Source organism: Rhodococcus (subgen. Prescottella) equi (genome assembly GCF_003013675.1).
Classification (GTDB): Bacteria; Actinomycetota; Actinomycetes; order Mycobacteriales; family Mycobacteriaceae; genus Prescottella; species Prescottella equi.
Window position 1 is genome coordinate 2288707 of record NZ_CP027793.1, and the last position, 20589, is coordinate 2309295.

General features: G+C 68.4%; 20 protein-coding genes. 13 read left to right on the plus strand and 7 right to left on the minus strand.

What is annotated here, in order from left to right; translation table 11 throughout:
* The first annotated feature begins 42 nt into the window (after positions 1 to 42).
* Positions 43 to 570 (plus strand): recombination regulator RecX, encoded by a 528-nt coding sequence (gene recX, locus C7H75_RS10830; protein ID WP_232286197.1) that lies wholly within the window; start codon positions 43 to 45, stop codon positions 568 to 570.
* Positions 571 to 587: 17 nt separating this feature from the next.
* Here the strand turns inward: recX and C7H75_RS10835 are convergent, their stop codons facing one another.
* The 5 genes from C7H75_RS10835 to C7H75_RS10855 all read right to left on the minus strand — a co-directional run bounded on the left by C7H75_RS10835 (position 588) and on the right by C7H75_RS10855 (position 4457).
* Positions 588 to 1157: a hypothetical protein gene (locus C7H75_RS10835; RefSeq protein ID WP_005513717.1), complete on the minus strand. Its 570-nt coding sequence runs from the start codon at positions 1155 to 1157 to the stop codon at positions 588 to 590.
* Between the two features lie 89 nt (positions 1158 to 1246).
* Positions 1247 to 2170 carry an amino acid ABC transporter permease gene (locus tag C7H75_RS10840; RefSeq protein WP_106851340.1) on the minus strand — a complete coding sequence of 308 codons (924 nt, stop codon included), beginning with the start codon at positions 2168 to 2170 and terminating at the stop codon, positions 1247 to 1249.
* Complete coding sequence (locus tag C7H75_RS10845) at positions 2167 to 2850, minus strand: amino acid ABC transporter permease (RefSeq protein WP_005513714.1); 684 nt, start codon at positions 2848 to 2850, stop codon at positions 2167 to 2169. Before C7H75_RS10845 ends, C7H75_RS10840 begins: the two co-directional genes overlap by 4 nt.
* 15 nt (positions 2851 to 2865) lie before the next feature.
* The gene (locus tag C7H75_RS10850) at positions 2866 to 3696 is read right to left on the minus strand and encodes a glutamate ABC transporter substrate-binding protein (protein ID WP_037085354.1); all 831 of its coding nucleotides are present in this window, start codon (positions 3694 to 3696) and stop codon (positions 2866 to 2868) included.
* Between the two features lie 32 nt (positions 3697 to 3728).
* Positions 3729 to 4457 (minus strand): amino acid ABC transporter ATP-binding protein, encoded by a 729-nt coding sequence (locus tag C7H75_RS10855; protein WP_022595510.1) that lies wholly within the window; start codon positions 4455 to 4457, stop codon positions 3729 to 3731.
* Positions 4458 to 4668: 211 nt separating this feature from the next.
* On the opposite strand from C7H75_RS10855, the gene miaB reads away from it, so the two are divergent.
* Positions 4669 to 6186 (plus strand): tRNA (N6-isopentenyl adenosine(37)-C2)-methylthiotransferase MiaB, encoded by a 1518-nt coding sequence (miaB, locus tag C7H75_RS10860; protein WP_005513707.1) that lies wholly within the window; start codon positions 4669 to 4671, stop codon positions 6184 to 6186.
* On the plus strand, positions 6183 to 6785 hold the full coding sequence (locus C7H75_RS10865) for an Rv2732c family membrane protein (RefSeq protein ID WP_005513706.1): 603 nt from the start codon (positions 6183 to 6185) through the stop codon (positions 6783 to 6785). The genes miaB and C7H75_RS10865 overlap by 4 nt, the downstream gene beginning before the upstream one ends.
* 74 nt (positions 6786 to 6859) lie before the next feature.
* On the opposite strand, the gene C7H75_RS10870 is transcribed toward C7H75_RS10865, so the two are convergent.
* Positions 6860 to 8203: a DUF349 domain-containing protein gene (locus tag C7H75_RS10870; protein ID WP_106851341.1), complete on the minus strand. Its 1344-nt coding sequence runs from the start codon at positions 8201 to 8203 to the stop codon at positions 6860 to 6862.
* Positions 8204 to 8368: 165 nt separating this feature from the next.
* Here C7H75_RS10870 and C7H75_RS10875 point away from each other — a divergent pair, with 165 nt between their 5' ends.
* From C7H75_RS10875 to C7H75_RS10910, 8 genes are all read left to right on the plus strand, one after another.
* A complete protein-coding gene (locus C7H75_RS10875; protein ID WP_106851342.1) occupies positions 8369 to 9109 on the plus strand; it encodes a class III extradiol ring-cleavage dioxygenase family protein in 741 nt (246 codons plus the stop codon).
* Complete coding sequence (miaA, locus tag C7H75_RS10880; protein ID WP_106851343.1) at positions 9097 to 10032, plus strand: tRNA (adenosine(37)-N6)-dimethylallyltransferase MiaA; 936 nt, start codon at positions 9097 to 9099, stop codon at positions 10030 to 10032. Before C7H75_RS10875 ends, miaA begins: the two co-directional genes overlap by 13 nt.
* A 21-nt stretch (positions 10033 to 10053) precedes the next feature.
* Positions 10054 to 10923 (plus strand): diaminopimelate epimerase, encoded by an 870-nt coding sequence (dapF, locus tag C7H75_RS10885; protein ID WP_106851344.1) that lies wholly within the window; start codon positions 10054 to 10056, stop codon positions 10921 to 10923.
* Between the two features lie 80 nt (positions 10924 to 11003).
* Entirely contained in the window at positions 11004 to 12482 is a 1479-nt protein-coding gene (gene hflX, locus C7H75_RS10890) for a GTPase HflX (protein WP_005513698.1), read from the plus strand.
* A 25-nt stretch (positions 12483 to 12507) separates the two neighbouring features.
* Positions 12508 to 13614, plus strand: coding sequence for a hypothetical protein (locus C7H75_RS10895; RefSeq protein ID WP_106851345.1), 1107 nt, complete (start codon positions 12508 to 12510; stop codon positions 13612 to 13614).
* Between the two features lie 358 nt (positions 13615 to 13972).
* On the plus strand, positions 13973 to 15412 hold the full coding sequence (locus tag C7H75_RS10900) for a hypothetical protein (RefSeq protein ID WP_233281898.1): 1440 nt from the start codon (positions 13973 to 13975) through the stop codon (positions 15410 to 15412).
* 223 nt (positions 15413 to 15635) lie between these two features.
* Positions 15636 to 16892, plus strand: coding sequence for a uracil-xanthine permease family protein (locus C7H75_RS10905; protein WP_005513693.1), 1257 nt, complete (start codon positions 15636 to 15638; stop codon positions 16890 to 16892).
* Between the two features lie 164 nt (positions 16893 to 17056).
* Positions 17057 to 18202: an acyl-CoA dehydrogenase family protein gene (locus tag C7H75_RS10910; protein WP_106851347.1), complete on the plus strand. Its 1146-nt coding sequence runs from the start codon at positions 17057 to 17059 to the stop codon at positions 18200 to 18202.
* Positions 18203 to 18265: 63 nt separating this feature from the next.
* On the opposite strand, the gene lexA is transcribed toward C7H75_RS10910, so the two are convergent.
* Entirely contained in the window at positions 18266 to 18994 is a 729-nt protein-coding gene (lexA, locus tag C7H75_RS10915; protein WP_005513690.1) for a transcriptional repressor LexA, read from the minus strand.
* 258 nt (positions 18995 to 19252) lie between these two features.
* Between lexA and C7H75_RS10920 the strand changes: the two genes are divergently transcribed.
* Complete coding sequence (locus C7H75_RS10920) at positions 19253 to 19837, plus strand: LysM peptidoglycan-binding domain-containing protein (RefSeq protein WP_233281899.1); 585 nt, start codon at positions 19253 to 19255, stop codon at positions 19835 to 19837.
* A gap of 241 nt (positions 19838 to 20078) precedes the next feature.
* Positions 20079 to 20567, plus strand: a complete 489-nt coding sequence (nrdR, locus tag C7H75_RS10925; protein ID WP_013415794.1) for a transcriptional regulator NrdR — start codon at positions 20079 to 20081, stop codon at positions 20565 to 20567.
* Positions 20568 to 20589 lie beyond the last annotated feature (22 nt).

A 20589-nucleotide genomic window follows, 5' to 3' on the forward strand; every position in this document is an offset into this window, starting at 1 on the left:
GGCCGTGGACGGCGGGTCGGGGAGAACGGTGAGCCATTCGAGTTGAAGGGCAGCCCGGAGACGCTGGCGGCACGGGCGAAGGACGTGTGCCTGCGGCTGCTGACGGACCGTGCCCGCAGTCGCGCGGAACTCGAGCAGAAGCTCGCGCAGAAGGGCTACCCGCAGGCGGTGATCGACACGGTCCTCGACCGACTCACCGAGGTCAAGCTGGTCGACGACGCAGCCTTCGCCGAGCAGTGGGTCCACTCCCGGCACACCTACTCCGGGAAGGGGCGGCGGGCGCTGGCAACCGAGCTGCGCCGCAAGGGAATCGACGACAGTACGTCCAATGAGGCGCTGTCGCAGATCAGCGCCGACGACGAGCGCGAGCGGGCCGCCGAACTGGTCCGCAAGAAGCTTCTCCGAACCACGTCGGCAGACATCGCCGACCGGGACGACCGGGAACGGTTGATGCGGCGGCTCGTCGGCATGCTTGCGCGCCGCGGATACCCGGCGGGTCTGTCGTTTGCGGTCGTCAAGGCGGAGCTGGCCGAACTGGGGGCGGACACCGGCGAGCTTCCGGATCTCTGAGCTCTCGCCCGCGCCGGTCAGAGCCCGCGCTGCGTTCTCCGGCCGTACCGGCTGGTCAACCAGATGCCCCTGAGAGTCATCAGCACGCCCAGGCCGATGCCCCATCCCAGCACCGAGAACGCCAGCCCCACTCCTTCCTGGCTGGTGATCGTCCGACTCGCGTCGACGGCGAACGCGGTCGTGAATCCCGCTGTCGTGCCTATGGCGGCGGCGAGGCCTCCCGCCTTCGTCCAACGCGACAGGTGCGCGGCAACGAAACACGCCAGCACCACTGTGGCGCCGCACGCCACTACCTGCCAGGTCGGGAATTTGTTCGGCGCGGGAAGCGCCGGTCCGCGGAACTCACCCGCGGAGTCGGCCGACCAGCTGAGCCAGCCCGCACAGGCCAGGAATCCCAGTGCCGACGCGACCAGGCCCGTCGCCCACAGCCCGAGCCGGCCGCCCGTGCGCCCGGGGATCGGGCCACCGAGTTCGGCACGCTCCGATCGCCAGACGGATCGGACGACTCGAGCACCGAACAAGCCGGGCACACCCACGAAGATGAAGACGTTCCACAGGACCTGCGTCCAGGAGAAGTCGGCGGCCATGCCTCGAGTATGCGGCAGTTCGGGGCCGAAAACCGAAGGGCTCGCGGAGGATCGGAATCCTCTGCGAGCCCTTCGGATGCTCGGGTGGCTCAGCGCGGCTGCCGCGACTGCACGGTATCGCTGAAGTCGTCGATGCCGGGCGCGCCGTCCAGTTCGTTGGTGTCGATCGGGACGACGGCGGGTCGCCCGCCCTTCTTGCCGCCGGTGCGCAGGCGCTTCTCGAGCCACGTCGAGAACGACGTCAGCGCGAAGTTGATGATCACCATGATCACGCCGACCACGATCAGCGCGGCGAAGAAGTTGCGGTAGTAGGACGCAGCCTGCTGACCACTGCGGATCAGTTCGATGTAGCCGATCTGGTAGCCCAGCGCCGAGTCCTTCAGCGCCACGACCATCTGCGACACCAGAGCCGGAAGCATCGTGGTGATCGCCTGCGGCAGCAGGATCAACCGCATCATCTGGCTCTTGCGCATACCGAGCGCGGACGCAGCCTCCGTCTGGCCCTTGGGTAGCGAGAGGATGCCGGCGCGGATGATCTCGGCGATCACCGAGCCGTTGTAGAGCGTCAGACCCACCACGACGGCCGCGAGGGCCAACTGGCTGGACGGGAAGACGCCGTACTGCGCGAACGCCTGGTAGGCGAAGATCATCAGGATCAGCACCGGGATCGCACGGAAGAACTCGACGATCGCCCCGCTGAGCCAGCGGACCCAGCGGTGGTCGGACAGCCGGCCGATGCCGAGGATCGCACCCAGGATCAGGGCGAAGACGATCGACAACGCCGCCGCCAGCAGCGTGCCCTTGAGGCCCGGCAGCAGATACGTCGTCCACGTGAAGTGGTCCAGGAACGGCGACCACTTGTCGGCCTCGAGCTGCCCGTTGTCGGCCAGCACGTTGAGCACGTACAGCGCGAGCGCAACCAGCACGATGCCGAAGACGATTGCGATGATCCGGTTGCGGATCCGGGCGCGGGGGCCCGGAATGTCGAAGAGAACGCTCGACTGCTGGGTCATCGCTTCACCGCCAGACGCTTGCCGAGGTAACCGAACAGGAATCCGACGGGGAGCGTCAGGATCATGAAGCCGATGGCGAAGATGCCGAAGACCAGGAACAGCTTGTCCGCCTCGTTCTCGATCATCGTCTTCATCAGCAGGGACGCCTCGGCCACACCGATGGCCGAGGCGATCGTGGTGTTCTTCGTCAGGGCGATCAGCACACTGCCGAGCGGCGCGATGACCGCTCGGAATGCCTGCGGCAACACGATCATCCGGATGCCCTGGGTGAAGGTGAGGCCGAGCGACCGCGCGGCCTCGGCCTGTCCGATCGGCACGGTGTTGATGCCCGAGCGCAGCGATTCGCACACGAACGCGGCGGTGTAGACGACGAAACCGAGCACTGCCAGGCGGAAGTTGTTCTGGTCGATGAACGTCGACGAATCCTCCGGCGCGAAGTGCACGCCGAGGTTCTGGTAGAGGCCCACCGAGCAGAACACGATGATCAGTGTCAGCGGCGTGTTGCGGAAGATGTTGACGTACCAGGTCGCGAAGATCCGCAGGATCGGAACGGGGGAGACCCGCATCGCGGCGAGGATCGTGCCCCAGATCAGGGCGCCGAGCGCCGACCAGAAGGTGAGCTGCACCGTCGTCCAGAATGCACTGACGAGCTGGTCACCGTAAGTATCGATCAGTCCCATGTCACCTCCTCCGCATCAGTACCGGTCGACCGACGGCGGCGCGGGCAGCGCGTAGCCGGAGTCGCCCATGGTCTCTTCGAGTGCTCGCTGCCAGGCGCCGGTCGCGATCATGTCCTCGATGGCGTCGTTGATCTTCATGCGCGCCTCGGTCTCGCCCTTCGGCAGGCCCACGCCGTACAACTCGGTGGTGAACGGCTGGCCGGCGAGCTTGAACTCGCCCGGATACTGCGCGGCGTAACCCGCGAGGATGATGTCGTCGGTGGTCAGTGCGTCGACCTTGCCTCGGTGCAGCGCCTCGACGCACGACGAGTAGCTGTCGAACTGCTGCAGCTGGACGCCCGGGTACGACTTCGCGATCTTCTGGGCGGGTGTCGATCCGGAGACCGAGCACAGCTTCTTGCCGCCCTGGAGGGACTCCGCTCCGGTGATGGAGTCGTCGTCGGCGCGGACCAGCAGCGACTGTCCCGCCACGTAGTACGGACCGGCGAAGTCGATCACCTTCTTGCGGTTGTCGGTGATCGAGTAGGTGCCGACGACGAAATCGACCTCACCGTTCTTGATGAGGTTCTCGCGCTGCGCCGACGGCGCCTCGCGCCAGGTGATCCCGCTCTCGGGTACCCCCAGGTAGTTCGCGATGTACTTGGCGACCTCGACGTCGAACCCCGTCATGGTCTTGTCGGGTTCGCGCAGGGCCAGACCCGGCTGGTCGTACTTGGTGCCGATGGTCAGCTGCCCCTCGGCGGCGTCGGCCAGCACGTCCCGTGGCTCGCTGCTGCCGCACGCGGAGGCGGTGAGGACGACCGCGGTGACGGCGGCTACGAGTGCGAGCGCGCGCGGCGCTCGGATGCGTATGCGTTTCATGATGTGGTCCGTCCCCGTCAGTGTCCGAGGATCTTGCCGAGGAAGTCCTTGGCGCGGTCCGACTCCGGAGCGGTGAAGAACGTGTCGGGGTCGGTGTCCTCGACGATGGACCCGTCGGCCATGAAGATGATCCGGTCCGCGGCCTTGCGCGCGAATCCCATCTCGTGAGTGACCACGATCATCGTCATGCCTTCCTTCGCGAGGTTGACCATGACGTCGAGGACCTCGTTGACCATCTCGGGGTCGAGGGCCGAGGTGGGCTCGTCGAAGAGCATCACCTTGGGGTCCATCGCGAGGGATCGCGCGATAGCGACGCGCTGCTGCTGTCCGCCGGAGAGCTGGGCCGGGTACTTGTCGGCCTGCGAGTCGATGCCGACCCGCTCGAGCAGTGCGTGGGCGCGCTTCCTGGCCTCCGCCTTGTCCAGTTTGCGGACCTTCACCGGCGCCAGCATGACGTTCTCGAGGACCGTCTTGTGGGCGAAGAGGTTGAAGCTCTGGAAGACCATGCCGACATCCGAGCGCAGCTTGGCGAGGGCTCGTCCCTCGGCCGGCACCGGTACGCCGTCGATCGTGATGGAGCCGCGATCGATCGGTTCGAGGCGGTTGATCGTGCGGCACAGGGTCGATTTGCCCGACCCGGACGGGCCGAGCATGACGACCACTTGGCCGCTCGGGATCTCCAGGTCGATGTCCTTGAGGACGTGCAGGTCCCCGTAGTGCTTGTTGACCTCCTTCATGGAGATCATCGACGGGGTACCGGGAGCCGCTCCGGTGGTCTCAGGCTGCGTCATAACGCGTAACCCTATAGGGACTCATTACGTACCCGCTGGTCTAGCGCCTGTAGATCTTGAACGATCAAGTCTCCGGGCGGTCGAGCGATCCACGTGCGCGGGTCGGGTCCGGGCGAACAATGTGGCCACGACAGGCGGTTTTGCCGGGGGCCGTACCCTTGGATGCGTGGAGACGATCGACCAGAATGCCGGACGCAGCTACGAGGTCCGCACCTACGGCTGTCAGATGAACGTGCACGACTCCGAGCGGCTGTCGGGTCTGCTCGAGGACGCCGGCTACACCAAGGCCGTGCCGGGGGAGCAGGCCGATCTGGTCGTCTTCAACACGTGCGCGGTGCGCGAGAACGCCGACAACAAGCTGTACGGCAACCTCAGCCATCTCGCGCCGGTGAAGGAGGAGCGCCCCGGCATGCAGATCGCGGTCGGCGGCTGCCTGGCGCAGAAGGACCGCGACACGGTCGTCAAGAAGGCGCCGTGGGTCGACGTCGTCTTCGGCACCCACAACATCGGGTCGCTGCCCGCGCTGCTCGAGCGGGCCCGGCACAACGAGCAAGCTCAGGTCGAGATCCTCGAATCGCTAGAGGCCTTCCCGTCGACCCTGCCGGCCAAGCGCGAGTCCGCGTACGCCGGATGGGTGTCGATCTCCGTCGGCTGCAACAACACCTGCACGTTCTGCATCGTGCCGTCGCTGCGTGGCAAGGAGGTCGATCGTCGTCCGGGCGACATTCTCGCCGAGGTCCAGGCGCTCGTGAACGAGGGCGTGCTCGAGGTGACGTTGCTGGGCCAGAACGTGAACTCGTACGGCGTCTCGTTCGCCGATCCGGAACTCCCGCGCGACCGCGGCGCGTTCGCGAAGCTGCTGAGCGCCTGTGGGCAGATCGACGGGCTCGAGCGAGTGCGGTTCACGTCGCCGCATCCGGCCGAGTTCACGGACGACGTCATCGAGGCGATGGCGACGACGCCGAACGTGTGCCCGCAGCTGCACATGCCGCTGCAGTCCGGCTCGGACCGCGTCCTCAAGGCGATGCGCCGCTCGTACCGCAGCGCCAAGTTCCTCGGGATCATCGAGAAGGTGCGCGCCGCGATGCCGCACGCCGCCATCACGACCGACATCATCGTGGGCTTCCCGGGAGAGACCGAGGAAGACTTCCAGGCCACCCTCGACGTCGTCCGGCAGGCGCGCTTCACCAGCGCGTTCACGTTCCAGTACTCCAAGCGTCCCGGAACGCCCGCCGCGGAGATGGACGGTCAGCTCCCGAAAGCCGTTGTGCAGGAGCGCTACGACCGCCTCATCGCGCTGCAGGAGGAGATCACGCTCGAGGAGAACCGCAAGCTAGTCGGCACCGAGGTCGAGCTGTTGGTGACCGCGGGCGACGGCCGCAAGAACGCCGAGACCGCGCGCATGAGCGGCCGGGCGCGGGACGGCCGGCTGGTCCACTTCAAGCCCGAAGGCAACCTCGACGGCGACCTGCGCCCCGGCGACGTCATCACCGTCGTCGTCACGTCGGCGGCCCCGCACCACCTCGTCGCCGACGACACCGTCCTCACGCACCGCCGCACCCGCGCCGGTGATTCGTTCGAACGTGGAGTCACCCCGAAGACTCCACCGATCGGCGTCGGGCTGGGACTGCCCCAGGTGGGTGTCCCCGCGCCGCTGCCAGCACAGATGGGATGCAACGCATGAGTGCCAGCGGCGACGCGGCCGACCACGAGAACCGCCCCGGCGGGCACACCCCCGACCCCATCGAGGAGTACCAGAAGGACTTCGAGGCGGCCGAGAAGAAGATCGCCGGCGAGATCGATCCCGGCATGCGCGCCGTGGTCGTCGCGGTGTGCGTCCTCGTCCTGCTGCTGTCGTTCACCCTGCCGCACACCGGCTCGGCGAACGGCTGGGACGTGCTGATCTACGCCCAGCCCGCCGTCGACGAGCACGTCAAGTTGCCGTCCCGGATCTTCGTGTGGCTCGCGCTGGTGTTCGGCGGCGTGTTCTCGATCCTGGCGCTCGTCACGCGGCGCTGGGTGCTTGCGTGGGTCGCGCTCGCCGGCACCGCGGTCTCCACGGTGTTCGGCATGCTGGCGATCTGGTCGCGGCAGACGCTCCCGGTCGCGGACGCGTCCGGCGCGGGCCCTGGCATCGGCCTGATCCTGGGCTGGATCACGGTCATCGTGCTCACGTTCCACTGGTTGAAGGTGGTGTGGACCCGCACGGCCATGCAGCTCGCGGCGGAGGAGGCGCGCCGCAACGCCGCCGACCCGGATTCGCACAACGACTGGACCGTCTGAGAGGACGATCCGCCCGGACGAACGAATGAGGGGTGCGACGCCGACCGGCGTCGCACCCCTCATTCGTTCGTCACTCAGCGCTCGTTGACCGCGCCCTCGGCCGCCTCGGCCCACTCACGCCACTGCTGGGCCTGAGCGAGCGCCTTCTCGGCGTCCTTGGTCTTGCCGGCGGCCGTGGCCTTCGCGGCCTGCTCCTCGAACTGCGTGACACGCTCGCGGAACTGGGCGGCACGCGCCAGCGCCTCGGGATCGGTACGACGCCACTCGGAGTCGGCGGCCTCGCGGACACGCTTCTCGATCGCGCGGAGCTTGCTCTCGAGGTCGTGCATGCGCTCGCGGGGGACCTTGCCGATCGCGTCCCACTTCTCCTGGAGGTCGCGCAGGGCGGCGCGAGCCGCATCGATGTCCTTGTCGGGGTCGATGTTCCCGGCACTCGCGAGCAGTTCCTCCTTGGCCACCGCGTTCTGGGCGAACTCGGCGTCGCGCTCGGACGCGGCCGCGTTGCGGGCGGCGAAGAAGACGTCCTGCGCCTCCTTGAACCGGCGCCACAGGGCGTCGTCGGCGTCCCGGGGCGCACGCCCGGCCGCCTTCCACTCGGCGAGCAGGTCACGGAACGCGCCTGCGGTCGGACCCCAGTCGGTGGAGCCCGACAGTGCCTCGGCCTGCGCGACGAGTTCTTCCTTGCGGGTCTTCGCGGTGGCGCGCTCCCGATCGAGTTCGGCGAAGTGGGTGCCACGACGACGGTTGAACGCCTCCCTGGCCTTCGAGAACCGCTTCCACAGCGCGTCGTCGGTCTTCCGGTCGAGTCCGCGCAGCGTCTTCCACTCGTCGAGGATCTCGCGCAGACGGTCGCCGGCGGCCTTCCACTGTGTCGATTCGTTCCCGAGCTGCTCGGCCTCGGCGGCGAGCGCTTCCTTGCGGGCCGTCTGCTCCTGACGGGATTGGTCCTTCTCCTGCTTCGCCTGTGTCGCGGCCTGCTCGGAGCCTTCCACGATCGCCGCCAGTCGCGCGCTGAGCGCGTCGATGTCGCCGATCACGGCCGCGGTCGGCAGGGTCTCGGCGAGTGCCTCGGCGGCCGACCTGGTCTTCTTGGGGTCGCCCGCGCCGGACGCGAGACGAGCCTCGAGCAGGGCCACCTCGGTCGCGAGATCGTCGTAGCGGCGGCCGAAGTGGGCGAGGCCTTCGGCGGCGTCGCCCGCCTGCCAGGAGCCGATCTGTCGTTCCCCGTCAGCGGTCTTCACCCAGGCGGTACCGTCGTCGTCGACGCGGCCGAACAGGCTCGGATTGCTGGGGGCGGCGGTGTGAGGGGCATGCGCCGAGGCAGGACCGGACTTGGGGGCGCCGGCGGTCTTGGCGGCACCGGGCTTGGCAGCGCCCGGCTTCGGGGAACCCGGCTTGGGTGCGTTGCTGTCGGTCATAGCTCCTCGTCTCTGCCGCGCGTCACGGCTGCCTCATCACACTGTCGCCTCTCACCGCACCCTCTCGGGTCGGGGCCGGTGGGAGCGTGCAGCGACTGTCCACGACTATTGAAACAGGTATGACCCTCCGAGGGCGTCACCTCGGGTCGACTACCGTGGCGCAGTGTGTTGACAGCCGCAGCCTTCGTGCCCTCGCCGCCACTGCTGGTTCCCCAATTGGCCGGTGCCGCAGCGTCGGAAACCGACCGGTTGCGCCGAGCGGCGCTGGACGTGGCGGGCCGGCTGGCCGACTCGTGCGTCGAGTGGACGGCGATCGGTGTCGCCGAGGTCGGGCGCGGGCCCGCGGACGTGGCCCCCGAATCGTGCGGCACGTTCCGGGGTTTCGGAGTCGACCTCCCGGTGTCGCTGTCCGACGCCCCGCCCACGGCACCGGACCCCGACATGCCGCTCGCGGCCCTGGTCGCCGGTTGGCTGCGGGGGCGCGCGGCGCCGTCGGTCCGGGTGCGGGTGCGGACGCTGGCGGCCGACACTCCGGCCGCCGAGTGCACGCGGCTCGGAGCTCGACTGCGGGCCGAGTTCGACGAGTCCACCACCGCACAAGGTCTGCTCGTGATCGCCGACGGTGCGAACACGTTGACGGACAAGGCCCCGGGCGCGTTCGACGAACGATCAGCAGACGTCGAGGCTGCGCTCGACCGGGCCCTGGCGGCCGGTGACCCGGCCGCGCTCGCAGCGCTGGACCTGGAGTTGTGCGCAGCAGTAGGGCTCGCCGGACGTGCTGCCTGGCAGGTACTTTCGGGCGTGTTCGGCGACGTGACCGGAACCGGTCAGCCGCGGAAGGCCGAATCGTCGTACAGCGGTGCGCCGTACGGTGTCGGCTACCACGTCGGAATGTGGCTGCCGTGAGTTCTCCCCGGGCACCCGGACCGACACCGATCGCCGTCGTCGGCCCCACCGCCACCGGCAAATCCGATCTCGGCCTCGACCTCGCGGAGCGACTCGGCGGCGAGATCGTCAACATCGATGCGATGCAGCTGTACCGCGGCATGGACGTCGGCACCGCGAAGCTGACGGTGGCCGAGCGTCGCGGCATACCGCACCATCAGTTGGACGTCCTGGACGTCACCGAGACCGCCACCGTCGCGCGATACCAGGAATCCGCGGTGCGCGACGTCGAGGACATCCGGGCCCGCGGCGCGGTGCCCGTCATCGTCGGCGGATCGATGATGTACGTGCAGTCCCTGCTCGACGAATGGGCTTTCCCCGCGACGGACCCGCAGATTCGTGCGCACTGGGAGTCGGTTCTGGCCGAGGGCGGGGTTGCCGCGGTGCGTGCCGAGCTCGAACGGGTCGATCCGGAAGCAGCGGCCTCCATCCTGCCGACCGACGGTCGGCGCATGGTGCGCGCACTCGAGGTCGTCGAGCTCACCGGCAAGCCGTTCGCGGCGTCGGCTCCCAAGATCGGTGAACCACGTTGGCGCACGATGATCTTCGGTGTCGACCGCGACACCGACGCACTCGACGCACGGATCCGGCTGCGTACCGAGCAGATGTTCGACCGGGGTCTCGTCGACGAGGTCGAGCGCCTCGTCGGGGTGGGCCTGCGGGAGGGGGTGACGGCGCAGCGCGCGATCGGCTACGCGCAGGTGCTCGCGATGTTCGACGGGGAGTACGACCGCGCAGAGGCGTTGGAGCGCACCTTCATCGGCACTCGCCGCTACGTGCGCCGGCAACGGTCCTGGTTCCGCCGCGATCCCCGGGTGCGTTGGGTGGACGGTGCCGATCCGGCTCTGCTGGAGGGCGTGCTGCGCGCGATCGGCGAGCACTGACGTCCCGCTAGAGTTGACGGCATGGAATTCAGCAAGGGCCACGGTACCGAGAACGACTTCGTGATCCTCCCGGATCCGGATGCCGATCTCGCGCTGCCGGCGCACCGCGTCGCCGCGTTGTGCGACCGCCGTCGAGGACTGGGAGCGGACGGCCTCCTGCGCGTCGCGCGGGCCGGTGCGCTTGCCGCGGTCGGTGTGCTGCCCGAGCTGCCCGAGGGCGTCGGCGCCGACGACTGGTTCATGGACTACCGCAACGGCGACGGTTCGATCGCCGAGATGTGCGGCAACGGTGTACGGGTGTTCGCGCACTACCTGCGCGCGACGGGGCTGGAGCTGCGCGACGAGTTCGTGGTGGGTAGCCGGGCCGGCGCCCGTCCGGTACATGTGCACTCCGCAGATCACGTCCACGGCGACGTCACCGTCGACATGGGCCGGGTGCGCGAGCTCGGAACCTCCACCGCGACGGTCGGCGGACGTGTTCTCGAAGGCATCGGCATCGACGTCGGCAACCCGCATCTCGCCTGCGTCGATCCCGACATGACCCCGGCGTCGCTCGCGTCGCTCGACCTCACGGCCGCGCCCGGATTCGACCCCGGGTTCTTCCCCGAGGGCGTCAACATCGAGATCCTGACCGCGCTTGTCGACGGGGCCGTGCAGATGCGCGTCCACGAGCGTGGTGTGGGGGAGACCCGGTCCTGCGGCACCGGCACGGTCGCGGCCGCGGTGGCCGCGCTGCGCGCGCACGGTGACGCCGACGGCAAGGTCGAGGTGCGGGTCCCCGGTGGTCGCGTCGAGGTTTCGGTCGACGGTGGCCGCGCCGCACTGCGCGGTCCGTCGATGCTGGTCGCCGCCGGTCGGATCGACGACCGCTGGTGGACCGAGCTGGGATGATCGGCGTCGGGCCCGGGGCGCCGGGGCCGGACCGAAATCGGCGTGCACCGCACTCGCGCTTCGTGGGACCATGAAGGTGTATGACGAAAACACATCGCACCCACTCCCAGTCGGCGGACGACACCGCCGAGCACACGGCCTCCGACGAGGCTGACTACTTCGACGACCACTCGGCGCCGTCCGTCGGCGAGATGCAGCTCGACGAGCGCAGCGCCCTGCGGCGTGTTCAGGGTCTGTCCACCGAGCTCACCGACGTCACCGAGGTCGAGTACCGGCAGCTGCGTCTCGAACGTGTGGTGCTCGTCGGCGTCTGGACGTCCGGCACCGCCGCTCAGGCCGACGCCAGCATGGCCGAGCTCGCGGCGCTCGCCGAGACCGCCGGCTCCGAGGTGCTCGAGGGTCTGGTCCAGCGGCGCGACAAGCCCGACGCAGCCACCTACATCGGTTCCGGAAAGGCCGACGAGTTGCGGCAGGTGGTTCTCGCGACCGGTGCCGACACCGTGATCTGCGACGGCGAGCTCACGCCTGCCCAGCTCACCGCGCTGGAGAAGGTCGTCAAGGTCAAGGTGATCGACCGGACGGCGCTGATCCTCGACATCTTCGCCCAGCACGCGACGTCCCGAGAGGGCAAGGCGCAGGTCGCGCTGGCGCAGATGGAGTACATGCTGCCGCGGCTGCGCGGCTGGGGCGAGTCGATGTCCCGGCAGGCCGGTGGCCGTGCCGGCAGTAACGGCGGCGTCGGCCTGCGCGGTCCCGGCGAGACGAAGATCGAGACCGACCGCCGGCGCATCCGCGAGCGGATGGCGAAGTTGCGGCGCGAGATCAAGGGTATGAAGGCGGCGCGCGACACCAAGCGCAGCCACCGCCTGCGCAGCGAGATCCCGTCCGTCGCGATCGTCGGATACACCAACGCCGGCAAGTCGAGCCTGCTCAACGCCCTCACCGGGTCGGGTGTGCTGGTCCAGAACGCGCTGTTCGCGACCTTGGATCCGACGACCCGGCAGGCGTCGTTCGAGGACGGCCGTGAGTACGTCCTCACCGACACCGTCGGTTTCGTGCGCCACCTGCCCACCCAGCTGGTCGAGGCGTTCCGGTCGACGCTCGAGGAGGTCACCGACGCCGACCTGTTGTTGCACGTCGTGGACGGGTCCGACCCGCTGCCGACGGACCAGATCAAGGCCGTTCGCGAGGTCGTCACCGAGGTGATCCGCGAGAACGATACGACCGCTCCGCCCGAGTTGATCGTGGTAAACAAGATCGACGCCGCGGACCCGGTGGTACTGACCCAGCTGCGCGGGCTCCTGCCCGGCGCGGTGTTCGTGTCCGCCCGAACCGGGGAGGGCATCGATGAGCTCCGTACGCGACTGGGCGAGATCGTTCGACGACCGGAAGTCGAGGTCGACGTGCTCGTGCCCTACTCGCGAGGCGACCTCGTCGCACGCATCCACTCCGACGGCCAGATCCTCGACACCACCCACGAGGAGGACGGCACCCGCATGCGAGTGCGGGTCCCCGAATCGCTCGCCTCGGCACTGGACGAGTTCGCGGGGCGCGGCTAGACGACGCGTCGCTACCCGGCTCGCGGTGGCCGGTGCCGCGGCCGCTCTTGTTCCCTCGTTGTCGCTCGCCGGTCCGGCGGCGGCGCAGAGCAGCGGTTCCGGCGTGCTGTTGCCGAACGCCCGGTTCGAGCCGGTCTGCACCCCGACCGATCCGGCCCTCGCCGAGCTGTCCGGGCTGGCGGTGCTGGACGGGAAGACATACGGCATCGGCGACAGCGGCACCGACGACGCCGTCGTCGTGCTCGACGGGAACTGTGCGGTGACCGGCACCGTGCCCGTTCCGGTCGACCCGTACGACATCGAGGACATGGGGGTCGGCCCGGACGGCCGGTTGTGGCTCGCCGACACCGGCGACAACCTGCGCGCCCGGTCGACGGTGGCGCTGATCGCCCTGGATCCGGCGTCGGGGGACGGGCAGTTGCACCGGCTCACGTATCCCGACGGCCCCCACGATGCGGAGGCGCTGTTGATGCAGCGGGACGGCGTGCCGCTGATCGTCACGAAGGAAGTCCTCGTCGCCAACGGTGTGTACCGACCGGCCGGCGGAGTGTCGGTCGACGGCCTCGCCTCGCCCGGGCCGACCGCGCTCGAGCGGGTCGGTGAGCTGCGAATCGGACCGACGACGACACCGGGTGGTCCCGTGCCCGTCGGCGGATCGACGTTGGTGACAGGCGGTGCCGTCAGCGCCGACGGCACCGTTGCCGCGCTGCGCACGTACACAGACGTCTACCTGTTCTCGGCCCCGGACGGCGACCTCGCGCGGGCACTGACCACGACCACCCCGGTGCGGGTGGCGTTGCCGAATCAGCCGCAGGGCGAGGCCATTGCGTTCACTCCGGGCGGCGACCTGCTTGCCGGATCGGAATCCGCCGGCGGTCCGCTGCCCCCGCTGCAGGTTCTGCCCGGCGCGGTCGACCTGACCCGCAACGAATCGTGGTCCGGCAGTTCGGTATCGCTCTCGGCGTCGACAGGGGAACCGGCCGCGTCCGACACGACGGAGGCGTCCGACGGCGCCGGCCCGGACGACGGAGCCGCGCAGTGGTCCACGCCCGTCCTTCTCGGTGGTGCACTCGTGGCCGGGCTCGCGACGTTCGGCCTCGTGTGGCGACGCTCGCGTCCCCGCCGGCACTGATCCTTCACGTCGGCACTGACCTCCCCGCGGCGAACGCGTCGGATCGGAGGAGACACCTTCTGCGAATGACGCGACTCGCGCCCACGTAAACCGGTCAATCGGTTGATTTCAGATGGTTGTCCGCTAGCGTCCCGCCTGCCGGATTTCAATGGGCGACAGGAAAAATGAACAGGGAGGCACAGTGCGACGGCTCTGGGCAGCGGTCTTCACGGCAGTTCTTTCTCTATCGGCATTCGCCACGACGGCGGGCGCAGCACCTCCCGCGAGCGTTCTCGGGTCGAGCGGCTCCCTCGGCTCCTCACTGGGGTCGTCCGAGTCCAGCGAATCGTACGAGCCGGTCGATCCCACCGCGGGCACTTTGATCGCGACCAGCGGATTCGACGTCAAGCGCGACGGGTTCTCGTTCGCGAACTGGGGGAGTGCCGACGCGACTCATCGGCGGGGCCTGACGCCCTCGATGATGCAGACGCTGTACGGCGACCGTATCTGCGCACGAATCGTCGACGACGGTTGCGTTCTGACAGCGACCGGCCAGGCACTCCAGGCGGATATGAACGAGAATGCGGGCGGCGGGCACTGTTTCGGCTTCGCCGCGCTGGCGGGCCTGTTCGCAACCGGGCAACTCGACAAGGCGGACTACCTGCCCGCCGGCCTGAGCGTCTACGAGGCGCCGCCGTCAGATCTGCTCGACGGGTTGATCACTCGGTACGCGAGCACCCAGTACTCTCCGCCCACCAACAGTGCCCGGGCGGCCTTCCCGGTCGCCGGGATCGTCGAGGAACTCGAGGCGGCCTGGGACCGCGGTGAGAACTACCTGCTCGCAATCTTCCAGGAGGGTGTCGGTGGTCACGCGGTAACGCCGATCGCGGTGCGTGACCTCGGTGACGGCAGGATCGGGATCGTCGTGTACGACAACAACTTCCCCGGCGTCGAGAACATGATCGTGGCCAACCCGGGCGCCGAAACCTGGTACTACACGACAGCGTTGGTCCCGGCGGAGAGCAAATACCGGTTCATCGGGTCTCCGGACAATCCGATGAACCTCTTCCAGCTTCCGCAGACACCCGCGGTCCACGAATGCCTGATCTGCAAGGACGAGGGTGACGATTCGGTACTCGTCGTGGTGAAGGACAACGCGAAGAATCGTGACGGCACGATCATCGACTGGGACTTCGACATCACTGCGCCCGGCGGGGGTGAAATCGAGGGACTCGAGCAGGTCGAGATCTTCGACAACCGGAACACGAACACATTCCGGGTTCCGGCCGGCGTCGCGTTCGAGATGACGTTGGACGGTGTCCCTGCAGGCCCGGCGGCGGACGTCGACATCTCCCTCTACGGTGACGGCTGGATCAACGAGATCGACGACATCGAACTCTCGCCCGGAGCGCGGACCTCGGTGAAGGTCGATCAGGACCAGCGCAAGCTCGACTTGAGCAGTAACTCCGTCCTCGCGCCGACGCTGAGACTGGCCAGCGAGCAGGCGAACTGGTCGGTGGCGGCGGTGGGGACCGGCCTGCGTGTGCTGCCGGGAAGCACCCTGTCGGTGGCTCGCGAGACCGACGGCGACTACGTGTACGCCCTCCGTGGAGTAGGGCTCCCGGGATCTCTGAAGCTCGATGTCCGGCACCGGGACGGCGTTCGGGATCGGGACGTGACCACCGGCGGTCCGGTGAGCATTCCGGTCGATTCGTCCGCGTCGGTGGCCGCACACGTGTGGAACGGTGAAACTCCGCTCACCGTGCGGGTCGAGGGGAACGGGGTCGATCGCACGTACCCGATGGTCCCGGCGAGCTGACCGAGCTGTGGGGGAGAACGCGGCCGCCCACCGTCCGGCGGGTGGGCGGCCGCGCTCGTGTGCGCGACCGGCACCGGACCGCGCACTCGGTACGGATGTGATTCGAGCGGGCAAGGGCGGTGCGGTGGTGTATCGCCGCAGGCGGTGGCCCTAGTATTGGCCAACTGTGACGAGTACAGAGGACCGCGCGGGAAGCGCGCCCGAACGGGAAGCCGGCACCGGGATGTTCGGATGGGCGCTGCACGGCGACGGCCGGCGGATCAGCGACGGAGCGGTCGTGGCGCCGCACGAGCGGCTGTCGTGGCCGCGCACGATCGGCATCGGCATGCAGCACGTGATCGCGATGTTCGGTGCAACGCTGCTCGTGCCGACGATCACGGGCTTCCCGGTGACGACGACGCTGCTGTTCTCCGGCATCGGCACCGCACTGTTCCTGCTCATCACCCGCGGCAGGATCCCGAGCTACCTCGGGTCGTCGTTCGCCTTCATCGCTCCGCTCACCGCGGCCGCCGGTGACGGCCCCGCCGCCCAGCTCGGTGGCGTCGTCGCCGCGGGCGTCGTGCTGATGCTCGTCGGTCTCGCGGTCAAGGTGATCGGCGCTCGGGTCATCGACGCCGTCATGCCGCCCGTCGTCACCGGCGCGGTGGTGGCGTTGATCGGGCTCAATCTCGCGCCCACCGCCGCCGGATCGTTCCAGGCGCAGCCGCTGATCGCAGCGGTGACGCTTCTCGGCATCCTCCTCGCCACCGTGATCGGCCCCGGCATCATCGGGCGTCTCGGCATCCTCATCGGTGTCGTCGTCGGTTGGGTCTTCGCCGCGATCACAGGCGGACTCGCCGACGAGCGGGTCGACGCGTTGCGCGAGGCCGCCTGGTTCGGTGTGCCCCACCTGCGTGGTCCGTCTTTCGACCTGTCCGTGATCCTGCTCGCGCTGCCGGTCGTGATCGTCCTGATCGCCGAGAACGTCGGCCACGTCAAGGCGGTGTCCGCGATGACCGGCAAGTCGCTCGACGACCTCGCCGGCAACGCACTGTTCGCCGATGGTCTCGCCACCACCCTCGCCGGCGCCGGCGGCGGGTCCGGGACCACGACCTACGCCGAGAACATCGGCGTGATGGCGGCGACCCGCGTCTATTCGACCGCGGCGTACTGGGTGGCTGCCGTCACCGCCGTCGTCCTCTCGTTCTCGCCGAAGTTCGGTGCGCTGGTGTTCACGGTTCCGGACGGCGTCATCGGCGGTGCGACGATGGTGCTGTACGGCCTGATCGGGGTGCTCGGCGTCCGTATCTGGATGGACGCCAAGGTCGACTTCACCGATCCGGTCAACCTCACCGTGGTGGCCACGGCGCTGGTCGCCGGCATCGGTAACCTCACGCTGTCGATCGGATCGGTCGAACTCGGGGGCATCGCGTGGGGATCGGTCGGCATTCTCGTCGCCTACCCGGTGATGCGCCGATTGAACGCGCTCCGGCGCGCCTAGTCCGCCCACCTCGACGAGCACGATTCGTGACCCGAACCACACGGTCACGAATCGTGCTCGTCTCGGTCATGGATCGCCACTGAGACTCGCTTTACGGTCATGTCGAGGAAGCACGTCCGCCGCTGCGTGCCCGCACGCCGGCGAAGTCGACACGAGGAGACGCAGTGGAACGCACCCTGTTCGAACCCGAGCACGAACTCTTCCGGGAGTCCTACCGCAAATTCCTCGACCAGCACGTCGCACCTTTCCACGATCAGTGGGAGGAGCAGAACATCGTCGACCGGTCGGTGTGGGTCGAGGCGGGTAAGCAAGGGTTCCTCGGCATGGCTGTGCCCGAGGAGTACGGCGGTGGCGGGGTCGAAGACTTCCGGTACAACGCGGTCATCACCGAGGAGACCACCCGCGGCGGCTACAGCGGTGTCGGCTTCATGCTGCACAACGACGTCGTCGCCCCGTATCTGATCAAGCTGGCGAACGAGGAGCAGAAGCAGCGCTGGCTGCCCGGCTTCTGTTCGGGTGAGTTGATCACCGCGATCGCGATGACCGAACCGGGCACCGGCAGCGACCTGCAGAACATCAAGACCCGCGCCGTCAAGGACGGGGATCACTGGATCCTCAACGGCGCCAAGACGTTCATCACCAACGGGATCAACGCGGACCTGGTGATCGTCGTCGCGTGCACCGACCCCGACAAGGGGGCCCAGGGCTTCTCGCTGCTCGTCGTCGAACGCGGGATGGAGGGCTTCGAGCGGGGCCGCAACCTGGACAAGATCGGCCTCAAGGCGCAGGACACGGCGGAACTGAGCTTCACCGACGTCCGGGTCCCGGCCGAGAACCTCCTCGGCGAGGAGGGCATGGGGTTCATCTACCTGATGCAGAACCTGCCGCAGGAACGCCTGTCGATCGCCGTCGTCGCCGCCGCCGCGATGGAGTCCTGCCTCGCCATGACCATCCAGTACTGCCGCGACCGCAAGGCGTTCGGCAAGTCGATCGGCAGCTTCCAGAACACCCGCTTCGTTCTCGCCGAGTTGGCCACCGAGACCACCGCGGTGCGGGTTCTCGTCGACAAGTTCATCGAGCAGCTCAACGCCGGCAAGCTGTCGGTGCAGGAGGCGGCGATGGCCAAGTGGTGGACGACGGAGGCCCAGGTCAAGCTCATCGACCGGTGCCTGCAACTGCACGGAGGCTACGGCTACATGCGGGAGTACCCGATCGCCAAGGCGTACATGGACTCGCGGGTCCAGACGATCTACGGCGGAACCACCGAGATCATGAAGGAGATCATCGGGCGCGGCCTGAACCTGGGCTGACCCGACCGATCGGAAAAGGGAGAGGGGACCGCGACGCGGTCCCCTCTCCCTTTTCTCGTGTCGTCAGAGCTTGCGCATCACGGTGACGACCTTGCCGAGGATGGCGGCGTCGTTACCGGGGATGGGCTCGAACAGGGGGTTGTGGGGCATCAGCCACACGTCCTTGCCCGTCCGCTTGAACGTCTTGACCGTCGCCTCGCCGTCGATCATCGCCGCGACGATGTCGCCGTTCTCGGCGACGTTCTGCTGCCGGACCACCACCCAGTCGCCGTCGCAGATCGCGGCGTCGATCATCGACTCGCCGACCACCTTGAGCAGAAAGAGCGAGCCCTGGCCGACCAGCTCGCGAGGTAGCGGGAAGACATCCTCTACTGCTTCCTCCGCCAGGATCGGGCCGCCGGCCGCGATTCGGCCCAGGACGGGCACGAACGTGGGGGCGGGGCGGTCGCCGGATCCGTCGCGCTCGGTGGCGGCATCCTCGATGCCGTCCAGGCCGCGAACGTCGACGGCGCGGGGCCGGTTCGCGTCGCGCCGCAGGAAGCCCTTCCGCTCGAGCGTTCGCAACTGGTGCGCGACGGACGACGTGGACGTCAGGCCCACCGCGTCCCCGATTTCACGGATGCTCGGGGGGTAACCGCGCTCCGCCACCGACGCCCGGATCACCTCGAGGACCTTCCGTTGGCGCGGTGTGAGCTGGGAGGCATCGAGCGTGGCCGTCGCCTCGTCGGCCGCCGGGTTCCCGGAGGACGGGCTCCCGGAACGGCTCGAGGTGCTCGTGCTGTCGTCCTTCATCGTGGGTGCGCCTCCTCCTTCGCGGATACGTCGCATGCGTATCGGTTGGTGTGTCGAATCTATCCCGATCGGTCGGCTACTTCAAACATCTGTTCGAGCCGTGTCGGCGATTCTGGTGACTTTGTCGGACCCGCGTGGTAGAAATCGAATATCTGTTCTATCGAACGCATGATCGAACAGGGTGAAGGGTGGGCGGTTCGCGTGGTCTCCGACAGCACGGCGAGCTGCAACGATTCGACGATTCGCAGGAGGGTTCGGATGGGAACGGCACTTTCGCAGCAGCGGACGACACGAGCGTTCGGGGAGGTGACCGGGGGGCGTGCCGTGTACGTGCGGGCCGACGCTTCGGGAATCGAGATCGAGCGGCGTCCGGCAGCGTCGGGCGTCCGGTCGGTCGATACATTCGTGTCGACGGGGTCGCGCGGACAGCAACGGCAGCGCAACACCACACGCCCGGCGGCGGGTGCGGTGCATTACGGCTCGGCGCCTCGGCACGGAAACGCCGGCACGCAGGTGTCCCGGGCGGCCGGCCCGTCCCACGGCCGCAAACGCGCGACGTCGGGACTGTCCGCCGTCGTCGCGACCTTCGTCATCACCGCCGGCGTGGTCGCCGGCCTCGATGCGATCGCCAACCTGAGGATGGCTCAGACGGATTCGGTCCCGACCTCGACGGATTCGGTGCAGGTTCGTCGCGGGGAGTCCCTCGGTGACGTCGCGGCGCGGGTGGCGCCCGAGGCGCCCGTCGCCCAGGTGGTCGACCGGATCGTCGAGTTGAATGCAATGTCGGGCGCCGAAGTTCGTCCGGGGCAGATCCTGATCAGCCCCGTCTCGCACGGGGGCTGACGCGGTGAGGCCGCACAAGGCATGTGTGGGCACCACGCACCCTTCGGGTTTGCGGCCGGCGGGTGCGGTTACCCGCGAGTCGGTGCCCGGACCGGTCGGGCGGGTATCCTCGGATCCTGTCAGTCCCACCACCTCGCGTGGTCGCGTCGATATCGCGTCTCCCTTGCACGGACCGGTTCTGCTGGTCCCCGCGGCGATCGAGGAGCAATCCAGCGGCCACGATGGCCACGAAGGATTCACCATGCACTGCCCGTTCTGCCGGCATCCCGATTCACGCGTGGTCGATTCCCGTGAGGCAGACGAGGGGGCGGCGATCCGCCGGCGGCGATCCTGCCCGGAGTGCGGACGCCGTTTCAGCACGGTCGAGACCGCAGTGCTCTCGGTGGTCAAGCGGAGCGGCGTCACCGAACCTTTCAGCCGGGAGAAGGTAGTGCAGGGCGTGCGCCGCGCGTGCCAGGGCCGCCAGGTCGACAACGATGCGCTGTACCTACTGGCGCAACAGGTCGAAGACGCGGTTCGGGCCGCCGGATCGCCCGAGATTCCCAGCCACGAGGTCGGATTGGCCATTCTCGGGCCGCTTCGCGACCTGGACGAAGTCGCCTACCTCCGTTTCGCGTCGGTGTACAGGTCCTTCAGTTCGGCCGAGGATTTCGAACGCGAGATCAAGGACCTGCGTGCGCATCGCGACGATCGCGGCAGCGACCTGGCCGAGTCCGACGCCGCCGAGTAAGCAAGACGCAACGAGCAAGGCG

What these genes read in the sequence shown, in the direction of transcription:
- C7H75_RS10835 (WP_005513717.1), bottom strand. Translation starts at nt 1,157, where the DNA reads ATGGCCGCCGACTTCTCCTGGACGCAGGTCCTGTGGAACGTCTTCATC.
- C7H75_RS10855 (WP_022595510.1), bottom strand. Translation starts at nt 4,457, where the DNA reads ATGATCTCCATGAAGGAGGTCAACAAGCACTACGGGGACCTGCACGTC.
- nrdR (WP_013415794.1), top strand. Translation starts at nt 20,079, where the DNA reads ATGCACTGCCCGTTCTGCCGGCATCCCGATTCACGCGTGGTCGATTCC.
- C7H75_RS10845 (WP_005513714.1), bottom strand. Translation starts at nt 2,850, where the DNA reads ATGGGACTGATCGATACTTACGGTGACCAGCTCGTCAGTGCATTCTGG.
- C7H75_RS10905 (WP_005513693.1), top strand. Translation starts at nt 15,636, where the DNA reads ATGTTCGGATGGGCGCTGCACGGCGACGGCCGGCGGATCAGCGACGGA.
- dapF (WP_106851344.1), top strand. Translation starts at nt 10,054, where the DNA reads ATGGAATTCAGCAAGGGCCACGGTACCGAGAACGACTTCGTGATCCTC.
- C7H75_RS10870 (WP_106851341.1), bottom strand. Translation starts at nt 8,203, where the DNA reads ATGACCGACAGCAACGCACCCAAGCCGGGTTCCCCGAAGCCGGGCGCT.
- C7H75_RS10865 (WP_005513706.1), top strand. Translation starts at nt 6,183, where the DNA reads ATGAGTGCCAGCGGCGACGCGGCCGACCACGAGAACCGCCCCGGCGGG.
- lexA (WP_005513690.1), bottom strand. Translation starts at nt 18,994, where the DNA reads ATGAAGGACGACAGCACGAGCACCTCGAGCCGTTCCGGGAGCCCGTCC.
- C7H75_RS10920 (WP_233281899.1), top strand. Translation starts at nt 19,253, where the DNA reads ATGGGAACGGCACTTTCGCAGCAGCGGACGACACGAGCGTTCGGGGAG.
- hflX (WP_005513698.1), top strand. Translation starts at nt 11,004, where the DNA reads ATGACGAAAACACATCGCACCCACTCCCAGTCGGCGGACGACACCGCC.
- C7H75_RS10840 (WP_106851340.1), bottom strand. Translation starts at nt 2,170, where the DNA reads ATGACCCAGCAGTCGAGCGTTCTCTTCGACATTCCGGGCCCCCGCGCC.